General features: G+C 44.7%; 14 protein-coding genes. 7 read left to right on the plus strand and 7 right to left on the minus strand.

The genetic code is table 11. The annotated features are described in order from the left end of the window. Positions 1-7 precede the first annotated feature (7 nt). The 4 genes from EKG39_RS07625 (at position 8) to EKG39_RS07640 (ending at position 8,259) form a co-directional block, all read left to right on the plus strand. A complete protein-coding gene (locus EKG39_RS07625) occupies positions 8-706 on the plus strand; it encodes a TetR/AcrR family transcriptional regulator (RefSeq protein WP_126505132.1) in 699 nt (232 codons plus the stop codon). A 304-nt stretch (positions 707-1,010) separates the two neighbouring features. Next, the gene (locus EKG39_RS07630; protein WP_126505133.1) at positions 1,011-2,933 is read left to right on the plus strand and encodes an Ig-like domain-containing protein; all 1,923 of its coding nucleotides are present in this window, start codon (positions 1,011-1,013) and stop codon (positions 2,931-2,933) included. 572 nt (positions 2,934-3,505) lie between these two features. Then, on the plus strand, positions 3,506-5,545 hold the full coding sequence (locus EKG39_RS07635) for a hypothetical protein (RefSeq protein ID WP_126505134.1): 2,040 nt from the start codon (positions 3,506-3,508) through the stop codon (positions 5,543-5,545). A 533-nt stretch (positions 5,546-6,078) separates the two neighbouring features. Continuing rightward, positions 6,079-8,259 carry a hypothetical protein gene (locus EKG39_RS07640; RefSeq protein ID WP_126505135.1) on the plus strand — a complete coding sequence of 727 codons (2,181 nt, stop codon included), beginning with the start codon at positions 6,079-6,081 and terminating at the stop codon, positions 8,257-8,259. Between the two features lie 787 nt (positions 8,260-9,046). On the opposite strand, the gene EKG39_RS07645 is transcribed toward EKG39_RS07640, so the two are convergent. The 3 genes from EKG39_RS07645 to EKG39_RS07655 form a co-directional block, all read right to left on the minus strand. Beyond that, positions 9,047-11,008 carry a cytochrome c3 family protein gene (locus EKG39_RS07645; RefSeq protein ID WP_126505136.1) on the minus strand — a complete coding sequence of 654 codons (1,962 nt, stop codon included), beginning with the start codon at positions 11,006-11,008 and terminating at the stop codon, positions 9,047-9,049. Positions 11,009-11,625: 617 nt separating this feature from the next. Further along, positions 11,626-12,357: a LytR/AlgR family response regulator transcription factor gene (locus EKG39_RS07650; RefSeq protein WP_126505137.1), complete on the minus strand. Its 732-nt coding sequence runs from the start codon at positions 12,355-12,357 to the stop codon at positions 11,626-11,628. Beyond that, a complete protein-coding gene (locus EKG39_RS07655; protein ID WP_126505138.1) occupies positions 12,350-13,306 on the minus strand; it encodes a sensor histidine kinase in 957 nt (318 codons plus the stop codon). The genes EKG39_RS07650 and EKG39_RS07655 overlap by 8 nt, the downstream gene beginning before the upstream one ends. Positions 13,307-13,847: 541 nt before the next feature. Between EKG39_RS07655 and EKG39_RS07660 the strand changes: the two genes are divergently transcribed. After that, positions 13,848-14,432: a helix-turn-helix transcriptional regulator gene (locus EKG39_RS07660; RefSeq protein ID WP_126505139.1), complete on the plus strand. Its 585-nt coding sequence runs from the start codon at positions 13,848-13,850 to the stop codon at positions 14,430-14,432. 622 nt (positions 14,433-15,054) lie between these two features. On the opposite strand, the gene EKG39_RS07665 is transcribed toward EKG39_RS07660, so the two are convergent. The 4 genes from EKG39_RS07665 to EKG39_RS07680 form a co-directional block, all read right to left on the minus strand. Next, positions 15,055-17,064, minus strand: coding sequence for an MtrB/PioB family decaheme-associated outer membrane protein (locus EKG39_RS07665; protein ID WP_126505140.1), 2,010 nt, complete (start codon positions 17,062-17,064; stop codon positions 15,055-15,057). An 11-nt stretch (positions 17,065-17,075) separates the two neighbouring features. Beyond that, positions 17,076-17,990 carry a DmsE family decaheme c-type cytochrome gene (locus EKG39_RS07670; RefSeq protein ID WP_126505141.1) on the minus strand — a complete coding sequence of 305 codons (915 nt, stop codon included), beginning with the start codon at positions 17,988-17,990 and terminating at the stop codon, positions 17,076-17,078. A 293-nt stretch (positions 17,991-18,283) separates the two neighbouring features. Next, positions 18,284-19,267 carry an ABC transporter permease gene (locus tag EKG39_RS07675; protein WP_126505142.1) on the minus strand — a complete coding sequence of 328 codons (984 nt, stop codon included), beginning with the start codon at positions 19,265-19,267 and terminating at the stop codon, positions 18,284-18,286. Then, positions 19,264-20,148 (minus strand): ABC transporter ATP-binding protein, encoded by an 885-nt coding sequence (locus EKG39_RS07680; RefSeq protein ID WP_126505143.1) that lies wholly within the window; start codon positions 20,146-20,148, stop codon positions 19,264-19,266. Before EKG39_RS07680 ends, EKG39_RS07675 begins: the two co-directional genes overlap by 4 nt. A 188-nt stretch (positions 20,149-20,336) precedes the next feature. Here EKG39_RS07680 and EKG39_RS07685 point away from each other — a divergent pair, with 188 nt between their 5' ends. Together EKG39_RS07685 and EKG39_RS07690 are read left to right on the plus strand one after the other, a co-directional pair. Continuing rightward, positions 20,337-21,230, plus strand: coding sequence for an ABC transporter substrate-binding protein (locus EKG39_RS07685; protein ID WP_185817549.1), 894 nt, complete (start codon positions 20,337-20,339; stop codon positions 21,228-21,230). A 358-nt stretch (positions 21,231-21,588) separates the two neighbouring features. Beyond that, a complete protein-coding gene (locus EKG39_RS07690) occupies positions 21,589-23,514 on the plus strand; it encodes a hypothetical protein (RefSeq protein WP_246028440.1) in 1,926 nt (641 codons plus the stop codon). Positions 23,515-23,623 lie beyond the last annotated feature (109 nt).

Below are 23,623 nucleotides of genomic sequence, written 5' to 3' on the forward strand. Positions count from 1 at the left end.
AAAAGCCATGCCTAATGCAACCAAAGAGAGCAAAATCGCTAAAATAATTAGTGCTGCGGAAGTATTGATCGACGAGAAAGGCGTGTTTGATTTTTCCTTTAAAGAACTGAGTAAGCTCAGCGGCGTGTCCAATGGAAGTCTATACCGCGAGTTTCAATCGAAAGATGAGTTGCTGTGTACTATTTTCACCAACAAATTAAAAAAACACATACAGGTCATGGATTATCTACATCAGGCAGAGCTGACTGGAAAAGAAAAGATTATATCCCATGTCTATTACACATACTTCTCAATTAAAAATGATGAAGCTAGTGTTGCCGATCGTTTTTTAATCACCAATTACGCCCTGTATAAAAATGCGCGCCCTGAGTTTACCGATGAGATGAAAAAACACATTGAGATACTAACTAACAAGTTTCTCTATCAATATACATCTCTGAAAGAATCAAAAATCATTAATGCCAGTCTTACACAAGCCAAGCGTCAGATGATATATATGCAGATTGTAACCCGAGGGCTTAATGTTATTGCCGGCAACCGTTACACACCTAAACGTAAAATTAAACTCGATATGCTCATCCCTCTACTCACCCCTATATTAGATGATCTGGAGTGGACGCCGGGACCATCCAGTGAATATGACATCAACAAAATACAGGTCACAGTAAATACATTGAGTGACAAAGGGTTTATCAATGTAAGCTAAAAATAATTTTCTCATGCTGCATCTAACAACCGGAAATCCCTCTTTGGTTGATGGTTGATGGTTGATGGTTGATTTCAAGTTACTGGTTAAACACACCGTTAATAACAGCTTCATCCTTCTCTTGTCACTTCAATCAATTTATACAGCCCCTTCACTTCACACTCCCCTCCTTGTCAGTGTCATAAGTCACAGTTTTAATTTCTGTGTAATTCGGCACGGATTAACTATTAAACAGACCACATACAATAAACAAGTAAATTCCAAAAAGTTTACAACAATAAAATAGATATAAATAAGGAAGACGATGATGAAAAAATTAAGTCTGGTGTATGTTGCATTATTGCCGATACTATTCGGTTGTAATAGCAGTGACGATTCGGATGATATCCCTCTAAATTCAGCACCAATAGCCATGCCTGATGTCGCCACAGTGAATCAGGGGGATACAGTCTCTATCGATGTTCTGGCTAATGATGTCGACCCTAATGGTGATGCGTTAACTCTGGTTGCAGCTGAAAGCCTGGAAATTAAAAATAATAAAGTTAGCTATATTTCAGCTGAGGATGACACTCCAGGTGAGAAGGTGTTTACTTATCGGATCACCGATGGCCTATTGGAATCAACATCGACACTGACTGTAACAGTAGTGCAAAACGGTCAACCGCCACAACCACCGGTAGCAGAAGCTGAATATGTAACAGCTCAAACCTGTAAAACATGCCATACCAATATCTATAACGACTGGAAAGATACCAGGCATGCACAGGATTACCGCACGCTATACACTGACGACCCTAATAAAACCATCGAGAAGATCATACCTGAGCTAGACTGGGGAACTGAAGCTGAGCCTATTACCCATACGATTAAATTTAGCCCCAACCAGATAAGCACCTATAAGGGCGATGATGGTAAATATTACGCAACTCTGATCGATAGAGTCGATGCTGCCAACAGCCAAACCTATCGTATCGATGGGATCTCGGCAACGACATCTAAGCAGTTTGTCTCTTACGATTACCCACAAAAATCAGCAGATCCTCAAGATGCGATTGGCTTCATGATGCCATTTGCCTGGTATAATGACGGCAACGCCCAGTGGTTTTCATCTTTCTATACCACCTCGGTATTTTGGAATACCGATGGCAGCCTGAGAAAGATGGATGACATCCACACTAATGGCGTACCCGTTGGCGAAGAGCTGCACAGGATGAGCTGGGAAAATCAGTGCATGCAATGCCATACAACAAATTCAATAATAACAGGGTGGGAGAAAACAGAGAACTATGGCAAGGGCGGTGTCCCTGGTATGTTAGTCAGTTCAGCAAACATGCACAGCGGTGATGTCGAAGACGGTATCTCCTGTGAAAAATGCCATAACGCAGGCTCAAACCATGCTACTTCCATGGATGCCGATCAGATCACTAACCCTGGAAAGATGACACTTGAGCAGAAGAATGACAGCTGTATTCAGTGTCACCAGATGTCTAAGCATCACGATATGCCCCTATACTCTCAGCTCTATAAGTTTGTACTGGATGATGAAGGTAATCCAACCACAGAGGTGGGTCAACAGTTTAAAGTCGGTGATAAGGTGCTTGATTTTACAACATTCGATCCTCAGGGTATGTGGTTAGGAACAGATCGAATCAAGGGGCAGAAAAATTCGGTACTTGAATACAATAGCTCTAAACATGCAGCCATAGGGCTTGCCTGTGTCGATTGTCATGATCCACACAGTATGGAGATTAAGGCCCCTGCCGACGATCCCGAAAAACTCTGCCAAAGCTGCCATGCAGATAAAGACGCGGATCATAAGATGGCTATCCATGACATGGTTGGCGCAACTTGTATGGACTGCCACTCAACTGCAATTGGCTCAACTGCGACCATGTGGGACAATAGTACACATGACTTCAAGGTGATCTCACCGACAGAGTCTTTAGCTAACTATGATGCACTCATACCTTACAGCCGAAATGAAGGCGATAATCCACAGTTACAATATTACTTCAATATGGCAGTAGGTTGGGGGCCAGGCTGTTATGCCAATGGTCCATACGTACCGAATTCATATGTGTGTACTACTGCAGCCGTATTGCCGAACGCCTGCGCCTCATGTCATAAGTCAGAAATGCCTACGATTGGCATATTCAATGACGTAGAGCGAGCTAAGCTGCTTAAAGGCGAAGAGCGCTGGCAACGATTTGAAGACGCAAGCAAGTAATCTTTAATGAGTTAAACAGATAAGAGATGCCACTGATTATAGCTAGTGGCATCTTTTTATTTAGAGCCTTTAATTAAACTGTGATAGCAAACCAAACGTTGCATAGTTTAATTAAGCTTTGTGTAAACAGTAAATAACTTCCTTTAACTTATCTAACTCTCAACCATTAGTTTTATTTCTTACTTCCACCCTGCCCTCTTAAGCTCACCCCCAAATTCCAAAAATAAAAACCAGCAACATGCCATCCAAAAAAGTATCATTTTGAATTGTAAATATCACAGTGGTCTTAATTAACAACCAATGAACACACCTTCTTCATCTGTTGTTTAACAGCAATGATTACTTTATTGGAGAGGTTATCCAGTCGCGCTCTAATGGACATAAAAATCAAACTTATTTTGCGAACCAAGTCACACCTAATACGCATTACCTCTTAGGTCCTGAGACTTACCCCTCACTTTTCCTCGGCTCTATTACTACGTGCGAACGGCATCATTTGAATAGCATCGAAATTGATAAAATTAATTTGCAAAAACACTATTAAAATAATTTATATAAATATTGGAGTTAAGATGAACAAGAAACTTGCTTTGGCAGTGTCTTTCGCTCTGGGGCTTTCAGCATGTGGTAGTGATGATAATACAAGCACACCACCTCCAGTCGAGCCGCCACCAACAATTAATCCTGTTTGGGAATATGTAGAAACAGGATATATGGAGATGGGTCAGGCCACCCTCAGTGGCAATATAAATGTCGCTTTTGACTATATGAATGAACAAGTATGGAAATGGATACGCGGCATCACCAAAGATTCAAGTCAGTTTTGTATGAATTTACCCGAATCAGTTACCCACCCTTGCAATACAGATGTCAATGGTGATGGTTTTGTCAACGCTCTGGATGCCAACCTTGCTGGGGTGTTAAATAAACAGACAGAGATTTTATCCATAGATACAGCCGAAATACATAAAGTATTGGCAACTAATCCAGACGGATTAGGTGCGGGAACAGCCAGACCCGACATTTTCAAAGAGGGAAGCCTCTCAGCGTTTGATCTCCTGCGCTATATGGTCGCCACACGTGATGATATGAAATTTATCGGCGAGGTCATTACCCCAAATCAATCCGCCTACGACACCCATGAATTCACACTAGGCTACGACAGAAACGGTAATGGTAACTTTACAGATGAAGGAGAACAATCACGTAATTGGCACTATCGTTTCACACAAAGTATGGGTGAAGCCGGACTTTACAGGGATCATAGTGGCGAGATCAGCTACACCAGAATGGATAACTTCTTGATAAAAGAGGAGCAGAGGATCCGCTTCCAGGACACATCCACTGCATTTATCTCTCGTCTGCACTATATCTGGCAACAAGAGATTGAAAAACTGGCAGCCAACAACGGTAAAGTGATTGTCGACAATGTTTATTGGAAAGACGACCCTGAAAACTCAATAGCAACAAATATTGAAGTGAAGCCCCATAATTTACGGAGTGATGTATTCCAGGATGGGGTTATCACGCGCATGGATCTCTTTTTAACACTTGCCGATATGGGACATGACTTCCGATTGAACTGGTGGCCAAAGCTTGAAACTGGCGCCATAGTCAACTCGTTTAGTTTATCAAGAGCCCCCGTTCTTGGTAAAACAATAGGGCTAAGATCTTTTACCACAAAGCATTCCGTCATATCGGACGTGGATGGTGATCTTTTCTTCTCAGACAGAATGCCCGGCATTTGTAACTTTGATGCAGAAACCGGTCGTTCCGATGTGATTAATACTCCCGTTGCTATGACTGATTGCGTTCAAGATTTTTGGAGTGCTTTTGGTATTGGTGGTTGGTTTGGAAATATTAACAATGACTTGTGGACTATGCCCTATGGTGCAGATTTCGTAGAGTTAACCAAAACAGACTTGAATAATGCCGGCTATCATAGTGCTGGAGCCAAAATTGACAGCATATCAAAGTACGACATTATCGAGTGGGACTACAATTGGCGTCAGAATGCTCTAGCAGACAAAGGCGTAAAAGATGAATATATCAATACTGATATTGTGACTTTACGTTCATTTAAACCTGCTACCAAACAAGGAGAGAATGGTAAAGCACCGCTACTTGATGAAACTCATTTTGGTTGGAAAGTTGCCGATTGTACCCAGTGTCACAACGATGAGAAAGACCCTAAAGGTCATGGTGGATATTCTTGGCCGGTGAATGCTGCAGATGGCTTTAACGAAACACAGCCTTACTACTGTTCAACCTGTCATGGTAATAATGGAGCACCTGCCGGGCATGGCCGAGAGGCTCGCTGTTTCTGGTGTCATTCAGAAGATATGTTGCCGAAAAATCATGGTGAAGCCAGTGCGCGCAAACTACTAAAACATGAAGACAACTGGATCAATACCATTACCACCCGTCGAAAAGCGGGTATCGACAATAATTACTATGGTTTCTCTAATAACCATAATGAGATCCTAGAAGGCGATCAAAAAGGCTATGGAGATCGTTGGGTATCATCGAACAACGATTATGACTTTAGCAAAAAGTTCCCAGACCCATTTGCTTGTGGTACTTGTCATCAGGACATAGTGAAAGACAACTAATCGCATTATTATCGCAACAGGGCCTTTCAATAAGGCCCTTTTTCTTAAAATAATTAATAAAGAAGCATCATTTTAACTATGTATTCAGCTTAACACCTACAGCCTAAGTAAGAGCTTCCCGGGGACCTACTCCTGTATAACCTGCCACCAGGCTGCAGAGTAGAACATAAATAGCCACTATGCCGATCACTGGATGTGAAGTGCTCGGTTAATAGAGCTATTTAATAAGCGATTCAAAATCCGAGCTGTGTTTCACTGCTCGGATTTTTTATCTGCGTTTCTCGAGCCTTCAATAAAGGTAGCGCCCCTTCTATTGCTTATGCCTTCATCTTTATGGCAATAACCTCGTTCCTACAGCTACGTCCATCATCTTCTATGTACTTTCCATTTGTCTCACCTTATCAGATCACGGTTTCAAACGAGCTGTAATCCTGCACGGTTTATCAAAACAATAAATTAGATACATTGCAGCGGTTGATTTCAAAAATTAGCAACAAACAATTTAAAAATAACCTTAAAACAAAGGAATTAGGATGAATAACAAATTTGCTTTAGCTTCACTTCTGGTGCTGGGGCTTTCAGCATGTGGGAGTGACAGTAGCTCTACAGATGATGGGACGACTACCCCTCCTTCGCCACCAGATTTAAGCCCAGAGATGGCAGAAATCTGGAAACACATAGATTCTCCCTATCATGAATTCAAGGAAACTAAACTAGAAGGCATTGTTTTCGGCCACATAGGTTATCAACAAGATCACATCATGGAGTACATCAACAAAGGTGCGCAACTCGCTCATAAAACCGGAGACATGAGCGCGGACTTAAATGGTGATGGTTGGATTAACCGCTGGGATGCGGCCAAAAAGACAGAAAGCGCGCTAAAGGTGGATTCATCATCGAATGCTGAGTTAAAAGTTGACCCAGGTATTAGCACTCAAACTTTAGCGTCCAGCATACATCAAGTATTGGCGACCAACCCAGACGGGTTAGGAGCTGGTACGGCAAGACCTGATATTTTTGTTGATGGGCACCTATCTGCTTTTGATTACCTGAGATATTTAGTGGCAACCCGCAGCGATCTTCGTTTTGAGGGAGAAGTGACTCGACCTGAAGAATCTGCATTTAATACACACGAGTTCAAAATCTCGTGGGATAAAAATGGTGATGGGTTGTTTAATGAAGATGACAATACTCAATATGAAACCAATTTCAACTCAGATGACTGGCATTATAGCTATGTCCCTTCTTTTGAGCATCTGGTAGGTACTAAGAGCCATAACTATGTTGTGGGTTATACCATGTACAGGCGGATGGACGAACACAGGTTACAAGATGAGATGCAGGCGCGCTTTTATTCGACAGGCCCGGTATTAAAAACCAGAAGAGAGCTAACATGGCAATGGGAGCAAGACTGGCTGGCTAAGAATGACGGCAAGGTGGTACTAAAAACGTTGATGAGGTCCTCTTCTGATCACCCGGCTAGTATTGGCTTGCCCGATTCAAATGATCCTGTCGATCCTGCGGTTTATGGCAGAAACCTTGAAATACGTGCATTTAATCTCAGAAGTGATGTTTATCAACCTGGCGTGATCACAGGCTTAGATTTCTACTTGTCACTAATGATAGACCACGAGCTCGATATGAAACTCGCTTACTGGCCAAGCACAGCTTCTAATGTAAAAGCAGATAGCTTCATTATACAACGGATATTTGATTATAAATCTGCAGGATTCTCAGGAGCATCGACCCGTTACATAGTATCTGAGACGGTTGATTTTAGTGATAATCCAAATTGTATGCTTATGGGGCTCAATGGTATGCCATCAACGTTGGCACCATGGGGGGGAACCGAGGTCCCGTGGTTACATGCCGGTGGCTCTATTGATGAATGTCGTCGCCTGTTTAATTCCAGGCAAGGTAATGGAGGATTAAACGTTAACCATGACATGAGCAATGCGGTAATTAATTTCGGAATGGACAGAATGTTCCTTAATTATTCAACGTTAAACACACCTGATTTGATTACAGATGAGAATTACCTTGGATATATGGGATATAAACACATCTATCGCTCCGATTACGGCGGTTACGATATTAACACTTCGTGTGGCAACGAGCCCTGTACACCGGTAACACTAATAGAGTTCGATATTGCTACAGAAGAAAAACCGATCGGCAACGCGCCAATTTTAAATGAAACGCATTTTGGCTGGAAATTGCCTGATTGTGCTTTATGTCATAATGAAGATAAAAACCCTCAAGGACACGGAGGTCAGTCATGGCCCGTAAATGCAGGGGCAGGTTTCAAGGAGATCCAACCCTATTATTGCGCAACCTGCCACGGTAGCAATGGGGCGCCTCAAAGACATGGCTACGATACATACTGTACACAGTGCCACAACCCTAATAATACCGATCCAGACAAGTATGGCATCAACCCAAAAAATCACGGTGAGGTTAGCCACCTGTTTTTGCTAGAGCCTGAAGATAATCGGGTGAATCAACATACCGGAACAAACTTTGGCACGGACGATCGTGGCGAGGTAGATTACACCCAACACATTCCCCATGTGACCGAAAAGGCACCAACCAATCTTAGCGGAGAGATCGAACTTTATCCTGCATTTTGGGTACCTCACAACAATGGTTATACACTGAGTAAGTCATTCCCTGATCCATACTCTTGTACGACCTGTCACCAAGCTCCAGAATAGAGCAAAAATAGCCACCATGCCGATCACTGAGTGTGAAAGTGGTCGGTTAATCGAGCTAACTAGTTAATGAAGCTATTAAAAATCCGAGCTGTGTTTCACTGCTCGGATTTTTTATGCGCGTTTCTCAACGCTCTGAATATAATCAATTAACTCAAGCCTTAAAGTTGATTGCTTGAATTATTTATCACATTAGCTTTTTATAAAGCTTACCTGTCAACAGCTACGCCTCCCCCAACCAAGCCTATGCGCTTTTCATTCACTCCCATACTCTATTGCTTCGTTACTGGCTGCAATGGCTGTTTATAGCAGTAAAAGATAATCTGCCACCTTACCCAAATAAAGATATGGCTTAACAATGATTCGCTTTTATGCTGACTATTAGGTTGAGGGACTTAATGATGTTGTTTGAGAGCAACTCACTTATAGCTTACATGAGTGTGTACTCAAGATCAGATGGTAGCGGAGAAGAAGACTTTATTAAGCGGATATAAAAAACCGGGAATAGATGCCTCTATTCCCGGTAAAGTGGGGAGCAAGTAAAGCGATAAACTTGCGAGTTTTTATTGCTACCTTCTCAGTTGCCGAAAAGGTAGCGTTTATGATCATAGGTGTAGCAAACGAAGAAACCAGATTAAACCTTGCAGGGACGAAAACTCAATTTCAACGTTTGCTAGTGATCATTGCATCAAAAGCGATACTGTAAAGCTGCCAGTATCAAATCTTATCGCATCGAGGTTTGTCTCCCTTCGTTTATTAAGTGGTTTATCAAGTGGTTAGTGGTTAGTGGTTAGTCATTAGGATGACAAGTTACACATGAGTATGGGTCCGGGAAATCTTCACTGTTGTGCCAGTCGCTGTTGATACCGGTGCGTTCATTTTCCCCATAGTACTTAAGGTTATCTGCTTGATCATGGATAGGTTGCTTGATGCCGCCCCACTCGCCATTTGGACCGCTTAGGCGTTCCTTATCCAGTTCATTTACCGCACCGGCACACGATCCCTCTTCCATACCGGCAAGGTTCAAGCCGGTCAGGCTGGTGCCGTCGCACACAACATCGCCGAACTTCATGAAGCCCGAGGCCGAACCGTGGTGAGCCATTTGATTATCTTCGGTGTGACACCAGAAACAGCGGCTCACTTCACCGTGGCCTTTCATGGCGCCATTGCTGCCGTGACAGGTGGCACATTCATAGGGCTGCTCTACGCCTAACGATCCCTTATGCACATCATCGTGACAATTGCGGCAATCGGCTATCCCCCAGCCAAAATGCTCGTCAGTCAACGGCGCGATGGCGTCATTGATGTCGGCTATCACCCGGTTTTCATAGTTACCACTTTCATCGACGAAATGGCGTTCGGTGATGTCAAACTGCCCAGGCATCCACTTTTGATAACCAGCAAAAATCACTCCCTTTGGATAGTGCATTACCTCCTGATCGGGCATATCGTGATCCATGAATCCGCCAAACTTGTTATACCACTCGTCGATACAGATCTGAGCGGATTCAATGGTATGGCCCTGACCGCCATGCATCCACTGACACTTGCCCTTCAGCTTAGGATCGCCTTCACCTTTGTCAGCAGCAATCAAGTCGCTCGGAACAGGCCACTCTAGATCATCGAGAAAGAAGTCCTGAGTCGCAAACATCTCGCCGGTTGCCGCAGCCCAGCCCCACATTCCCTGAGCTCGCAGGCCATTGACGGAAGTCAACGCGTAGTTATTAACTTCCGAGCTGGTAGACATGGTGCCCCAGTAAGTGAAGCGCACATCGGCGAGTCCCTGGTCCTGAAGTGACAGCCACACATCCATGGATGTGATCACACCGGGCTGAAAGATGTCGGTGCGAAGGTCGTGTGCAGTTACCTCAAGGTTCTGAACTTTTACTATATCATTGCCCTGAGCATCAATTGCCCACACCAAAGGCATGACCATCTTGTCGCCATTTGCACGCTTGCGGTCTGCTTGCAGTTTAAACTGCATATTGCGACGCTCGGTCACCGCGCGGTTGTATGGCTGCATGCGAATACGCATTTTGCTCTTGGCCAGACCAAGATCGGCGCGAACATAAACCGTTTCTAAATTCGGCGTTCCCTGCAGGCGATCGAACTCTCCGTCATGCCAGATGTAGGAGGGATACCAGTCGGTGCTCCTGTTACTCAATTCGGCCTCGGACAATGTGCCATCACCGTCAGTGTCCCAGGCAGTGCTAAGCAGATGGGTACCAAGCTCTTCGTTCCAAATTGCCTTTACATCCAGGTCGTCGCGGACGTGAGAGGCATAGAGCACTATATCCATTACCGAGAAGTGACCGTCGGCATACACATCCGGACGCAACGGGATGGGTGAATCCGGCTGAGCCGCATAGGCCTTAATGTCATCGGCGTTTACCTTGAAGATGTACTTGCTATCATCCGGGGTGATCTTGTTACGGTTGAGCTCATTATCATTATATTTACCCATAGGCGTCGGGGCTTCATCGCCAGTACAGTATTGGCTAACGTCGACACCGTCCCCCTTGTACTCGCGCTCCATACAGGGGTACCATCTGCCCAGGTAGACGGTGATGTCACCATCGAAAACGGCCTTTCGTGGTTGCACAAGATCCAGCGATTCGTGAGGTTTGCTGGCTACAGGCGGCTCAGTGGGTGGCACCTCGATGCCAGAATCACTGTCTGAGCCTCCGCAAGCTGTTAGCGTAGATAATAATATAGCCGGCAGTACCGACTTTATTGCATTATGTTTTTTCATTCGTTTACCTATATTCATCATTAGGTCTCAATATATTGAGCAAAAAACTCAAGCTAGCCATCATCAGAAATTTGTCGATAATGCTCTTAGCCAATATAAAGGTGATAGTTTTATTTATTAGTATGATTTAAAGCCTGATACTTCTGGCTTACCTAGAGTAAATTAAATTGTTATCACCTATAGTTCACCATAGGGTTTGAAACAATTTAAAGAACACTCACGCAATAAATAATAGATGGAGAGACTTAGATATAAACGGTGCAAAGTTACACCTTTCACAATAGACAAATGGAGGTCACACTTTAAGTTTGTTATTATTCAATCTAACGAAGTTTATATTGACTGCTCAGTAGTAACTGATGATAAACATCATGATGTAACGGTACATGCCGGTCCTATAACTTAAGTTATAAACAAACGTGCCGTTGGCGCATGTTAAATAAACTGCTACAAGATTAGGCTCTTCGACAGTTAATTCGGAACCATGACAACTTTAGCAAGTGTTAATAAATATCAATTTCAGTAGGTTTCGCACGACGAACAGAGTTGAACTATTATAGATTGGGTTCAAATGTTCGAACTAAGAAATACCACTTTCTTAGTTTAAAAAACAATGCCTATCTGCACTGGAGAAAATACTCATTGAGTAATCCAACTTTTGCTCGCGCTACGCTGATAGGTTCGTCAACATCAAACAACTTGACCAAGGTATGCCTTGATTGACGCAGCACCTGAGCAATTTGAGTTAAGTTAACGATATAACTACGATGGATCCGCATAAACCGTTCTGAGTCGAGTTGTAATTCAAAATTCGCCATACTCTCTTCAGTTATAATACTATCCAAATTGAATCGGCTTCTCCCATAAGCGGTCAGGTTAACTCGTTGATATCGACCGATGCTTTCAATAAAACTGATATCGTTAGATGCAAGCAGATGATTTCTTTTACCATCATAAACGGCGATCTCAGTGACATCAGGCATAACGATATCGTGTGATAACCGTTCAATTTTTTCTAAACAGCGAATCAGCCTACTCGGACGGACAGGTTTGAGTAAGTAGTCAACAACCTTGGTATCGAAAGCCGTTAATGCATGCTCAGCATAAGCAGTTACAAATACTAAATGATAATTGATATGCTCAGTTGCTTTTGCAACCATAAAACCATCAATAACTGGCATATCGATATCGAGAAACACAATATCTGGTAATAGTTGGCAGATGGCCTCAATGCCTTGCTCTGGGTTGTTATAACAGCCGATGACCTCTACTTCAGAAATATTATCCAGCTCTCTTTTAAGGCCTTGCGTTGCAGAAACCTCATCGTCGATAACAATAACTTTACGCATCCAGCTCACCACTGAAGTCATGATTTATACTGATGGTCGCCAAGACCATAGCATTTGAAAAATCAATAGTAAAAGAAGCGTCACTATATTCCAGCTTCAAGGTATCAATAATATTCTGGTGACCACCATTGGGTATAAACGCTGGAGGTATCGGCTCTGGCCAACTATTATAGATGGTCATTAATAAATGTTTGTCTGAGTAACGCGTAGTGACTTTCAAAGTGATGCTCTTATTCGATTTGCTTACAGCATGTTTGATAACATTCTCAACCAATGGAAGCAGTAACATTGGCGGCACGCTAAGCTCTGAGCTTCGTTCATCGATTTCCAGTTCCATATTCAAGCGGCTTCCAAATCGTGCCTTTTGAATGGCCATGTAATGCTCGATCAGTTTCACCTCATCTTTGACGTGAACTCTTCTTTTACCTGACAATGCTATTGTCCCACGGAGTAGATCGCACAGTTCAAACAATACCTCCTGTGCGAACTCGGGTCGCTGAGGGATTTCATAAGATATTAGGTTTAAAGAGTTAAATAGAAAGTGAGGATTGGTTTGCATTCTAAGCAGTGCGATTTCTGATCGCTTAAGCGAGATCTCAAGCTCTATGGCCTGTTGCTTGAGTCGCAAACTATGGACAACCGCAGTATAAATTGCAACCTGGAAAACGATGTTGAAGCTAGCGAGCATCTTAAGCCTCGGATAAGGGTCTTCCACTTTCATAGGGGAAATTGCCGAAGCCAGCCATATGGCAACAATAACCAGGGCAATATTGCTAACCATTTTATAGGAAAAATGTTTATTAATAGTCGTCGAATACTGGTAATAACAGAGTTTACTCAGCCCCCAGAAAATAAAAAACAGACTAAATGTATACATAGGAACAGAGAGAAACTGTACCTTTAAAGGAACAGAGTAGAACTGGGCCTTTAAATCGGTATTCTCAACCACAGCTAACAGATAAAAGATTGATAAATACCCTACCAATGCATTGAGTAGGGGCCAGGCTATTAGCACGAAAAGATCGTGTCGTGACAGAGGAAAAAGTGACTTCAAAACATCAACCCTATATTTAAGAGTTTATATTATAAACTATGAAGATTGTACGAGTGTACCGTTCATCACCAATTTGTTACCAGTGGTGTGGTAGTTAAGTTAACTAACAAAGATGACCCTCGGTCATTTTGTCGTTGAGCCTATCCAATAAAATTGCAAAGTGGTAAACAAGGGCTAAGGTCACTTGAAGTAAACCTGAGTTGTCACATTTCACTAGTGTCCCCTTCTCCTGAACGCTGAAACCCACTCATACAGGAATAGACACCACTCATACACTCACTCCCCCCAACTCATCTGCTTTATTATATGTTACCCCTACGTTAAGTAGATAAATAAAGCATGATATGCAAATGTTCTTTGTTGTAAGCCGGCTTGGTTTTCAGGCTGAGTATTCTATATCAGTCGACAGTGTCGATGCTCATAGAGAGGTTTCCATATGAAGCCATTAGGTTGGATTGTATATGCTAATCACCTAGCATCTTTGAGTGCTAATATATCCCTCATAGAAAAAAATAACGATTCAGATAGTTGCCATGATGTTATGAAGGTGTTTATATCAGATAAGTCCTTAAAAAAGAGCGCTTTCTCACTGTTAGCAACACCAAGGCACACTAGCAGAATACTTAGTGCTACAAGATTGAACGGACAAAAGGTCATAGCTAAGCGATACACAATACATAGTGACAGCATTGCCGACCCCATCGGTGAACTTATACTTTTCATCGATACCGATCGCATCAATGACGTGGTGCTGAAAAACCTCTTCGTTGATCAGATATGTCCATCTATTGACTGTGCGAAAAGAAGTAAAATCAAACAAAAAACCAAAGATATTGTAAAAATGATCGCGCTTGGGCTTGAGCGCCAGGAGATCAGTGAGTTGTTCAACTTAACCAGACGAGGTATCGACTACCATATTGATGTTGCGAAAGAAGTACTTGGCGCCACCAATAAATCGAGTATGGTTTTCCTCGCAATAAAACAAGGTTGGTTGACAGGAAACCAGCAGAGTAAACACTAAAATTAACCATAATCCATATCATCCAGTATTGTGCCTTGTGCTGTAAACATCGCGTTGAAATCAAATATATCGTCCCCTCATCAACCGTGCCAAATATCTCTCTTCTTAATATGTTCCCGTTTAAGACGCGGGAACTCACTTTGCGTGACGCATTATCATGCCTGCTTCCTTGAAGGCTGGTACCGGGTTTAAATTCCCTTGCCTCCCCCTAAAATAGTCTCATGCATACTGTTCACGATGATACATTTCTTCTAGTTCGCACAAAACCTAAAGGTCGAATCAGGAAATTGAACCAAATAAACAAGTTCATCAATTAGACTGACCGGCTAAGTCCCCCCGATATCGATACAACTAAGCAAAACAATGATTATGCTGCCACTATATTTATAATCGTTTAATCTCCTACTTGATTAAGTACCAAGAATAAAAAAACCGGGAATAGATGCCTCTATTCCCGGTAAAGATGGCTGCAAGTAAAGCTATAAACTTGCGATTTTTTATTGCTACCTTCTCAATTTATGAAAAAGTAGCGTTTATGATCATGGATGCATCAAACGAAGAAACCAGATTAAACCTTGCAGGGACGAAAACACAGTTTCAGCGTTTGATACTGATCATTGCATCAAAAGCGATACTGTAAAGTTGCCAGTATCAAATGGGCATCATAATCATGATTCAATATGCCTAATGTGTTTAGGCCAGTCGGGCCTGTTCCCGGATAGTAGTAAGTAGGCAGTTGAGTATCATCAGAGTCGCGGTATCTTTCGAACTGATATTTAAGTCCCACAATCGCTTGCTCTGTCATCGCATAGGTTGCTTGAACCGTGACGTTATGGCTGGTGGACTCATAGTCACCTAACACATTGTAACCGTTTGAATAGCTGTCGCTGATAGAGATCGCATAGCTATAATCGGCACTTAAGTTTATTCCTTTATCACTCAAGCCTGTGTAGTTGAAGCCGATGCCGGCGAAGCCAAACTGATCTTCTGTATCGGCTTGCCACATGTCGATGTTAGTCGTCTGCGCGCTGGCTTGATCGCTGTCGATCCATTGGTAACCACCGTCGATATTAACGCTTAAGTCTTGCAGTGCCTGCCAGCTTAAACCCAGATCGTACCCATAGTCTTTAGACTCGACTAAGCCAATATCGGTGTTGGTATAATCGTCCAGGCCATAATAGCCTCTGAAACTGAGACTTACCGTATCGAGTGGCGCATGGGTGACAAACAGTTCAGCTTTGCTGCTCTTCTTATCGGCAAGATAATACTTACGCATCAGGGTATTTTCACCACTTTCACTGAGCTCGTCATAGACAAACTCAGAGCCACCACGGTCAGAGTAAAGCCCCTTTAAGCGAATATCCCACATATCCAAGCCAATGACTCTCCACTGTGCCCAGAAAATATTGTCATCGGTCTCTTCACGATCCTGATTTGTGCGCTCAGTATCGATGCGATCATATCCGGCCTCGATACGTTGACCCTTTGCCAGACTGTAACTCGCGCTTACTTTATACGCGGTGCGAGTGGTATCGAGCGGGGTATTTGCCTGAAAGTCACCACTGAGCTCATCATAGGTGTATTGCTCATACATCCTGACATCGGTCTTGTTATCTCTGTCCGAATAATCGACTGACGCCTTGAGCCTCAAACCCGACATCACAGTGCTGGTAACTTTGAAGTTAGCATCTAAGGTGTCGACTTGTGTATCTGCGTTACCCGGTCCCGAGGTCACCCCACTAAGCGTTACATAATCGGCATCTTGCGTCATTTGCCCCTGAGTTACCCGACCACTGAAATGTGTTTTGCTCAGAGAATAACGCCCAGAAAGCGTGACGAACTGAGACTGGTTGTCCGGCGCCTGTGAGCTTACCGGGTAATCCATGCCATTGAGCTGCAATGAATCGATATCATTTTCGAACCAGCTGCCTTTATAACTGAGCTCTGTTAGCCAGTTCTGACCACTAAGGCTTATACCCGCCGCCATGTTCTGGGTTTTCGTGTCGATAGGCGCGGCAATATTGATAGCCTTGATGCTGCCGTTGGTCATGCTTGAGGTTTGTTTACCTGTTTTATCTTCGTTTGAGAAACGAATATAGCTGGCTACATTATCAAGTTTGAGCTTTGCCTCGATGGCAGATTTTTTACGCTCTTTGACCAATTGCTGAGTCACCATCTCATCCTGTGCGATAAGAGTGTTACCATCGGCAACCCAGACACTCTCGGCGTTGTCAGCGTTATAACGGCGCTTCTCATCGAAGCTGGCTTCTACATTCCATACTCCAAGCCTGCCGGTTTTAATTGCTCCATAACCCTGTTCGCTGCCTAACTGGTCCGCTACCACTTCGGTGCGATAACCTTTGTTGTTATAGACAAGGTCGGCATTAACGCCTGCTGCGAACCCATCGGTATATTTGAGGTTATTGGCTGCATGATCGTCATCGCTGCTCATGGAGCCAAGCTCGATACCGGCCTGCCCGAGAACCGTATTTTTACTGGTACACTTTTTACAGGCCCATTTTGCATTGGTATTTGTCTGAGTATTGGCCGATGTGACGCCAAAATCGAATGCGAAAGCACCACTGCTACAGGTTGCCAGCGCTAATGTGATAAGACTTAATTTAAATTTCATTTTACGCTCCCTTAAAACTGAAATGCTTTACCAGATGGATGATTCGAGCCGTGGATCTGACCATGACAGTTGAGACAACCTTGCCCGCCGGTTTGAATACTCGAGTTATCACCAGGCGCAGTGCCTGCGTGTCCGTCATTGGCATGACACTGTTTACAAAGCATTGGCACTCTAGATTTAAGTAGTGCTTCATTTACGCTGCCGTGTGCATCATGACAGTTGGCGCAATTTTCCATCACAGGTGCATGCTCCCAAAGGAATGGGCCGCGTTTTTCAGCATGGCATTCGAAACAGGTTTGGTTAACATCAATTTCATTCAGTGCCGAATCACTCATAGAGCCATGTGGGTTATGACAATCGCTACAGGTCATATCGCCCCACTTAAGTGGGTGGCTCGAACGCTTGTTCATATCGGCTTTTGCACTGATATGACACTCGCTACATACCTCTACCTGTTGGTCTTTAACCAGCACAGGATCTTTACTGACATGCAGTTGATGACAGCTTACACAGCTCACATCTTGTTCTGCATGCAAGGACGTGTGCCAAGCCACGCGGGTGGTATCGTTATGACACGCGGTACAGACCGAGTTTTGCATCTCTGCCGTTAGAGGCGACGCTTCACCGAAGGTCACCATAGGCTCGTTCTTACCCTTATGCTTCCCCTGAGGACCATGACATGCTTCACACTGCAGGCCAGCCATAGGGCTTTTACTGTTCGCTTGACCGTGCACACTATCGAAGATAGCCATCACCTTGTCTGAGCGCTTATGGCACATGATGCAAGTATCAGCGCCCTTCTTTGAATACTTACCCTCTTCAAACTTTTTCATTAATGTATCCAGGGGATCGGCGGAGACCCCCGTAGATACCCCTGATAAAAGAACGAGCACAACACTCATCACATTAAATATTTTCATCGTCATCTGCCGTAATGTTTTTTAATTATTAAAATCTAACTATCTGAAAAATAATATTTCAGTAGCAAGGCTAGAGGATGAAAGAGCTAATTTCTCTGTGGTTTATTACACACTTCACTTTAGTGTTAACTGTGCCGTTAAAATTATTCACATCATCTAAGTATGAACAATCCTGGCGCCATATTTAACTCCTTAAACAGTGTGTTCAAGGTATAAAGCTATATAAACCAAAGAATAAAACTCTTCTCCCCTCTATATTCAGTAGTCAGAGCGCGGTGCTATGCCCTGAACCACAAGAATTAATCCCAGCGAAAACTGCGGCTCGCTACTCCCAAACAGATCAGGATAATCGCAACGAGGAACAGCAGGTGATCGCCGATATCTAACAGGCCAGCGCCGTCTATGATCACTGCCCGGTTAGCGTCATTCATATGTGTTAACGGTAAGCAATCGGCCAGAAATCTGACCCAAGGTTTGCTTCCCTCCAGCGAAAACCAGATCCCCGACAAAAACATCATCGGCCAGGAGAGAATATTGAGCAGGCCGTTACACAACTCGTCGGATCGAGTACGACTGGCCACCAGCAAGCCGATACTGATCATGGCAGCACTGCCCAGCAGGGTATTGAGTACCAACAGCGCCACATTGCCTTGAGAGCGGATATCGAACAGGATGGCGATTACCGCAAACACTAATATGGCGGAGACGACTGTGGCCCCCAGCCTTGAGATAAGTTGTGATGCCAGAAACTGCCATGCCGCCAGTGGTGTCACCTGCAGACGTTTTAGTACGCCGGTTCTTCGGTATCTGACCACGACATACCCCACCCCATAAAGGGCAGAAAACATCATATTCATGCCGATAATGCCGGGCAGGATCCACTCGACATGACGCACGGCTTTACCAGCGATAGCCCTTTGATGTAACTGAGGTAACTTGCCAAGAATGAGTTGCTCCAGGATGTAACCTTGCGCGCTCTCAGGATTGACCCAGTAAGTGTCATTGCTTATCAAGCCATCGACTAAATGCCTGGATACCTTATGTTTTGCCTGTTCCATATCGCTGTAGTAGATAATTTCGACATGCTTTAATGCTGTTATTTTTTCTATCTGTTCTACCTCACCATAAACACCAAGCTGATAGAGCGTCGGATTATCATCATCAAACACCAACACCAGCGCGATCACTATGATGATGGGAAACAGAAGTGACCAACCCAGCGCCGACTTGTCACGTAGAAACTCAAGATTACGGGCGGTGATCAGTGCAAACAGTGCATTCATAGTCGTAGCTCACTACCGGTTAACTTTAAGAACAGATCTTCGAGGTGCGGCTTACGTACTGACATGCCGCTTGATGAGCCCGCCGACGCATTCAGCATGGGTAGCAGATCATTGAAGGAGTGACACTCCACACGCGTTTGCCCTGCGCACCGGCTTATTTTTACCGGTAAGCCGTCAAAGTCACGCTCCGAGTACTCGCCATTGAGCTCGACTATCTGAGGCAGGAAATTGTCACTGAGTAAGGTGTCCGGCGAGCCTTCGGCGATAAACTCTCCTCTGTCCATGATCGCTATCTGATCGCACAACTGCTCCGCTTCCTCCATGTAGTGGGTAGTTAAGATGATGGTTTTACCTTGCTGTTTAACCTCTCTGATCAACTGCCAGAAATGCAGCCTGGCCTGTGGGTCGAGTCCCGTGGTGGGCTCATCTAAGAAGAGTAATGCGGGGTCGTTAATCAAACTCAATGCCAGCAATAACCGCTGTCTTTGTCCACCGGAGAGGGTGTAATGAAATTGGTCTGCGATATCTGAAAGCTGACACTGTTTTATCAGATGAGGTAGAGGTGTATGGCTCTGATAGAAGCTTGAGAAGAGTTTAAGGCAATCGTATACGGTCAGGTGGTCGGGCAAGGTTGTCGATTGGAATTGAATGCCGATCTCTTGCTTAAAGTTTTTATCGATTGGCAAGCCCCGATAGCGCACTTCACCACGGGTAGGTTTGAGTACCCCCTCAAGGATCTCCAGGGTTGTCGATTTACCGGCACCATTGGGTCCGAGCAAGCCAAAGCACTGACCCGCTTTAACATCTAAGTTAATGTTATTGACCGCAGTAAAATCACCGTAACGGTGAGTCAGGCCATGCACACTCAATATAACTGACAATACAACCTCAAGATCCGTAAATAGATCTGTATTGTCTGCAGAGTAATGGCAAAAAACACTGGGGTTTTTAACAGACTTTTATATGGTCAATCATATTTGTGTGCTTGTACACAAACCGGTTTCAACTCGCTTGTCTTTAGCGCCAATCTCCCCATCATGCACATATATCAGTAAATATGAGATTTCACATGCGCGCGATAAAGATAATATTTTGGTTATTACTGCTACTGGGGCCCCACACAGCCTTCAGTCAGGAAGGAGAACAACTCAGAATCGTCTCCCTTGCTCCTAACTGGAGTCATACTGTCGCAGAGATCGGTGCCATCGATGACTTAGTCGGCGTGACGCGCTATGCAAGGTTTCCAGCTGAGGTGCCCTTGAGAGTTAAGCAGAACCGTATCGATGTTGTCGGTGGCTTCACCGATATCTCAATCGATAAGATCACCCGCCTCGAGCCGGACCTGGTGCTCACCGCCACAGGCTTACAACTGAGGTTAAAAGCTAAGTTACAGGAGTTAGGAATAACCGTTATCCATATGGAGGAGTCCAGCTTAGAGGAGGTGTACGCTAAGATCTCATTACTGGGCAAGACCATAGATCATCAACAACAAGCCGACGAGCTGGTAGCGTCGATACAGAGCGAGTTGAAGGAGATAGCGGCCGAATTCACAAAGCAAGACTCACCCGAGGTCTACTACGAAATAAACTACCTCTATAAATGTGTGCCGGGTAAACACTCCTATATGACCGAGCTGATTGAACTGGTGGGCGCTAAACCTATCTTTTCCGAACGTGATGGCATCGCCCCTATGGTCACCTGGCCGGAAGTGGTTAAACAAAACCCGGATGTGATTTTACTGCCTATGTGGCCCGATGCCACCGGACCTGTATTCGAGGGGCCGCAAGCGGGAAGCGGCACCACCACCATAGCAGAGGTTAAATCCCGGGAAGATGCTGATAAGGTTAACGCCGTTAATAACAACGCCGTCAGGTTTATCGACTCTGCCGTCACCAAGCAAGCGGGCCCAAATATCCCACAGGCAGCCAGATTGCTGGCCGAAGCAATATACGCCGGACACTAGTACCCGAAAACTAATACCGGAAGATTAGTTGCCGGAAATTAGTAACCGATAGCCTTATCAATGCCGAGTGCTTCACCCAAGCACTCGGTTACCACTACACCCCGCACTTCTAACGCTCTTATAGCGCCTCACATTGTCTCCGCTAATCTCTTTATCTATTCAATATATCTGAGTACCAGTGTGTTGCACGAATTCAAACATGTAACACTCAAGTCAAGTATTCAACAAAAACCATACACAGATCACACCTGGCCGTTCAACCAAAAAAACCTATCAGATCCTTTAAGGTTTGCATGAAAAGCTTACGCTAAACTCATTTCGCCCAATTTTGGGTAAACAATAATTAAAACGAGAGATGATGATGAGAAAATTATTGCTAAGTACCTTGGTGCTCGGCCTGCTCACAGGTTGTGGTAGTGACGATACTCAAGAACAACCCGTGGATCCAATAACGTCACCCAAAAAGTCTAAGTACCTGACAGTGGATATTAAACCCGACGCAAAGTTTGAGGGCCAGTTTGAAGTGTACCTGGGACGCTATGCCGACCAGCTCAAAGATTGGTTGCAGAGCGATCAGGCCCGGGATTTGAACAAAGATGATCATATCGACGAGCGTGATGCTCATCTGGATGGCGTCTTTAATCCACCTGAAACACCACTTATTATCGATGCAGACGAAATGCACCAGCTGCTTAGTAGTAACCCAGATGGTTTAGGTGCGGGCAGTGCCCGTGGCGACATTTTTGTCGATGGCCACTACGGGATATTTGATGCATTGCGTTACCTGGCCTTTACCCGTTCGGATCTCAAGCTGGAAAACATAAAAGAACCGATTGAAACCGGGCGTGACACCTTCGAATTCAGCGTATCTTGGGACAGTAATGGTGACGGTACGTTCGATGAGCAGGATAACGACATCTATGCCAACTTTCAGAGTCCAGATTGGCATAGTCGTATCAAATTCGATGGTGGTGAGCTGACCACACTTAACGGCACCCTGGATGGTCTCGGTCCCCAAGGTGAAGCCCACTACGAGCGGCTGGACCAGATGTTGATCCAGCCCGGCATGACCATTCGCTTCCAACCCTTCTCTCCGGAGATGACCCAACGTCGCCGATGGGTACAAGACAGGGAGATGGCACGACTTCAGGAGAGTGGTGGAAAAGTTGTATTGCCACAACTGATAGTAATGAAATCCATGAACACACAACCATTAGTGCTCCAAAACCTTGAGATAACCGCCCACGACATGCGCCCGGATATCTTTCAACCAGGAGTCATCACTAAGATGGATATCTTCCTATCTGCAGCCGACTCTGGACTGGATGTCGCCTTTAACTACTGGCCATCACTATCAACCGGCGCTACTGTGGAGCATTTCGGTTTGTTCAGGGTTGACGGACTCGCTTCCGAGGTGGCCCGTGGTTGGACTACGGGATGGGGAGAGATGGTGGCTGACAATGATTTTAACCCACTCTCAAAGTGCGATTTCTCCTCACCAGCAGGTGGTAGCCAAGATTTGGTGGTGGATCCTGAACACTGCCGACTGGACTGGCAGTCCTCTTTTGGTGGCACCAAAATGCATATCATGTCTGACGTTTGGGTGATAAACCAGCCGGAAGAGTACGCGCTCGCTCTCTATGGTGATCACTACCAGCTATTTGGTATGGAGGAGTACAGTGGCAAGGCCACCACCGAGCGGGACTTCAGTCCCCAGGAGGATGGCTCGGATATCATGACCCTTCAAGTATTTGACCTACCCGATGACTCAGGTTCAGCATCAGACAAGGCAATCTTAAAGCCCGAACACTTCGGATGGGGTATTGCCGATTGCACCGAGTGTCACAATGCCGAAAAGGCCCCCCTTGGACACGGCGGCTACAGTTGGCCAATAAATAGCAGCGATGGCTTTAGTGAAACCCAGCCCTACTACTGTGCCACTTGTCACGGCAACAACGGCGCACCTCAGGGTCATGGAGAAACCGCCCGCTGTTTCTGGTGCCACGCTGGCGACAGTAATACCCCTAAGCACCATGGCGAAGCATCGACCCGCAAGCTATACCAAGGTGATGAGATCAAGAGTAACGACAAGATCTATAACTCTTCACAGGGTGGTGTCCCAGACCCTAACGATCCCAATGATCTCTCTGTCTTGCCTCGTGACAAGGATGGAAACTACAGCGAATATCAGGAAATTTGGAGCTCGGTAAACTCAGACTGGGATATGAGTCGGGTATTTCCTGACCCGTACTCCTGCATGACTTGCCATCCAAATTCTAATTAAGCTTGGTTCAATCCGGCTAAACAAAGATATAAAGGCTTGCTAGTAAATTGCTGCAAGCCTTTTACGCGTCGTTTGTGTCAGAAGAAACTAAGTGACTCTTCCTATGATT

It is taken from the genome of Shewanella atlantica (genome assembly GCF_003966265.1).
Taxonomy (GTDB): Bacteria; Pseudomonadota; Gammaproteobacteria; order Enterobacterales; family Shewanellaceae; genus Shewanella; species Shewanella atlantica.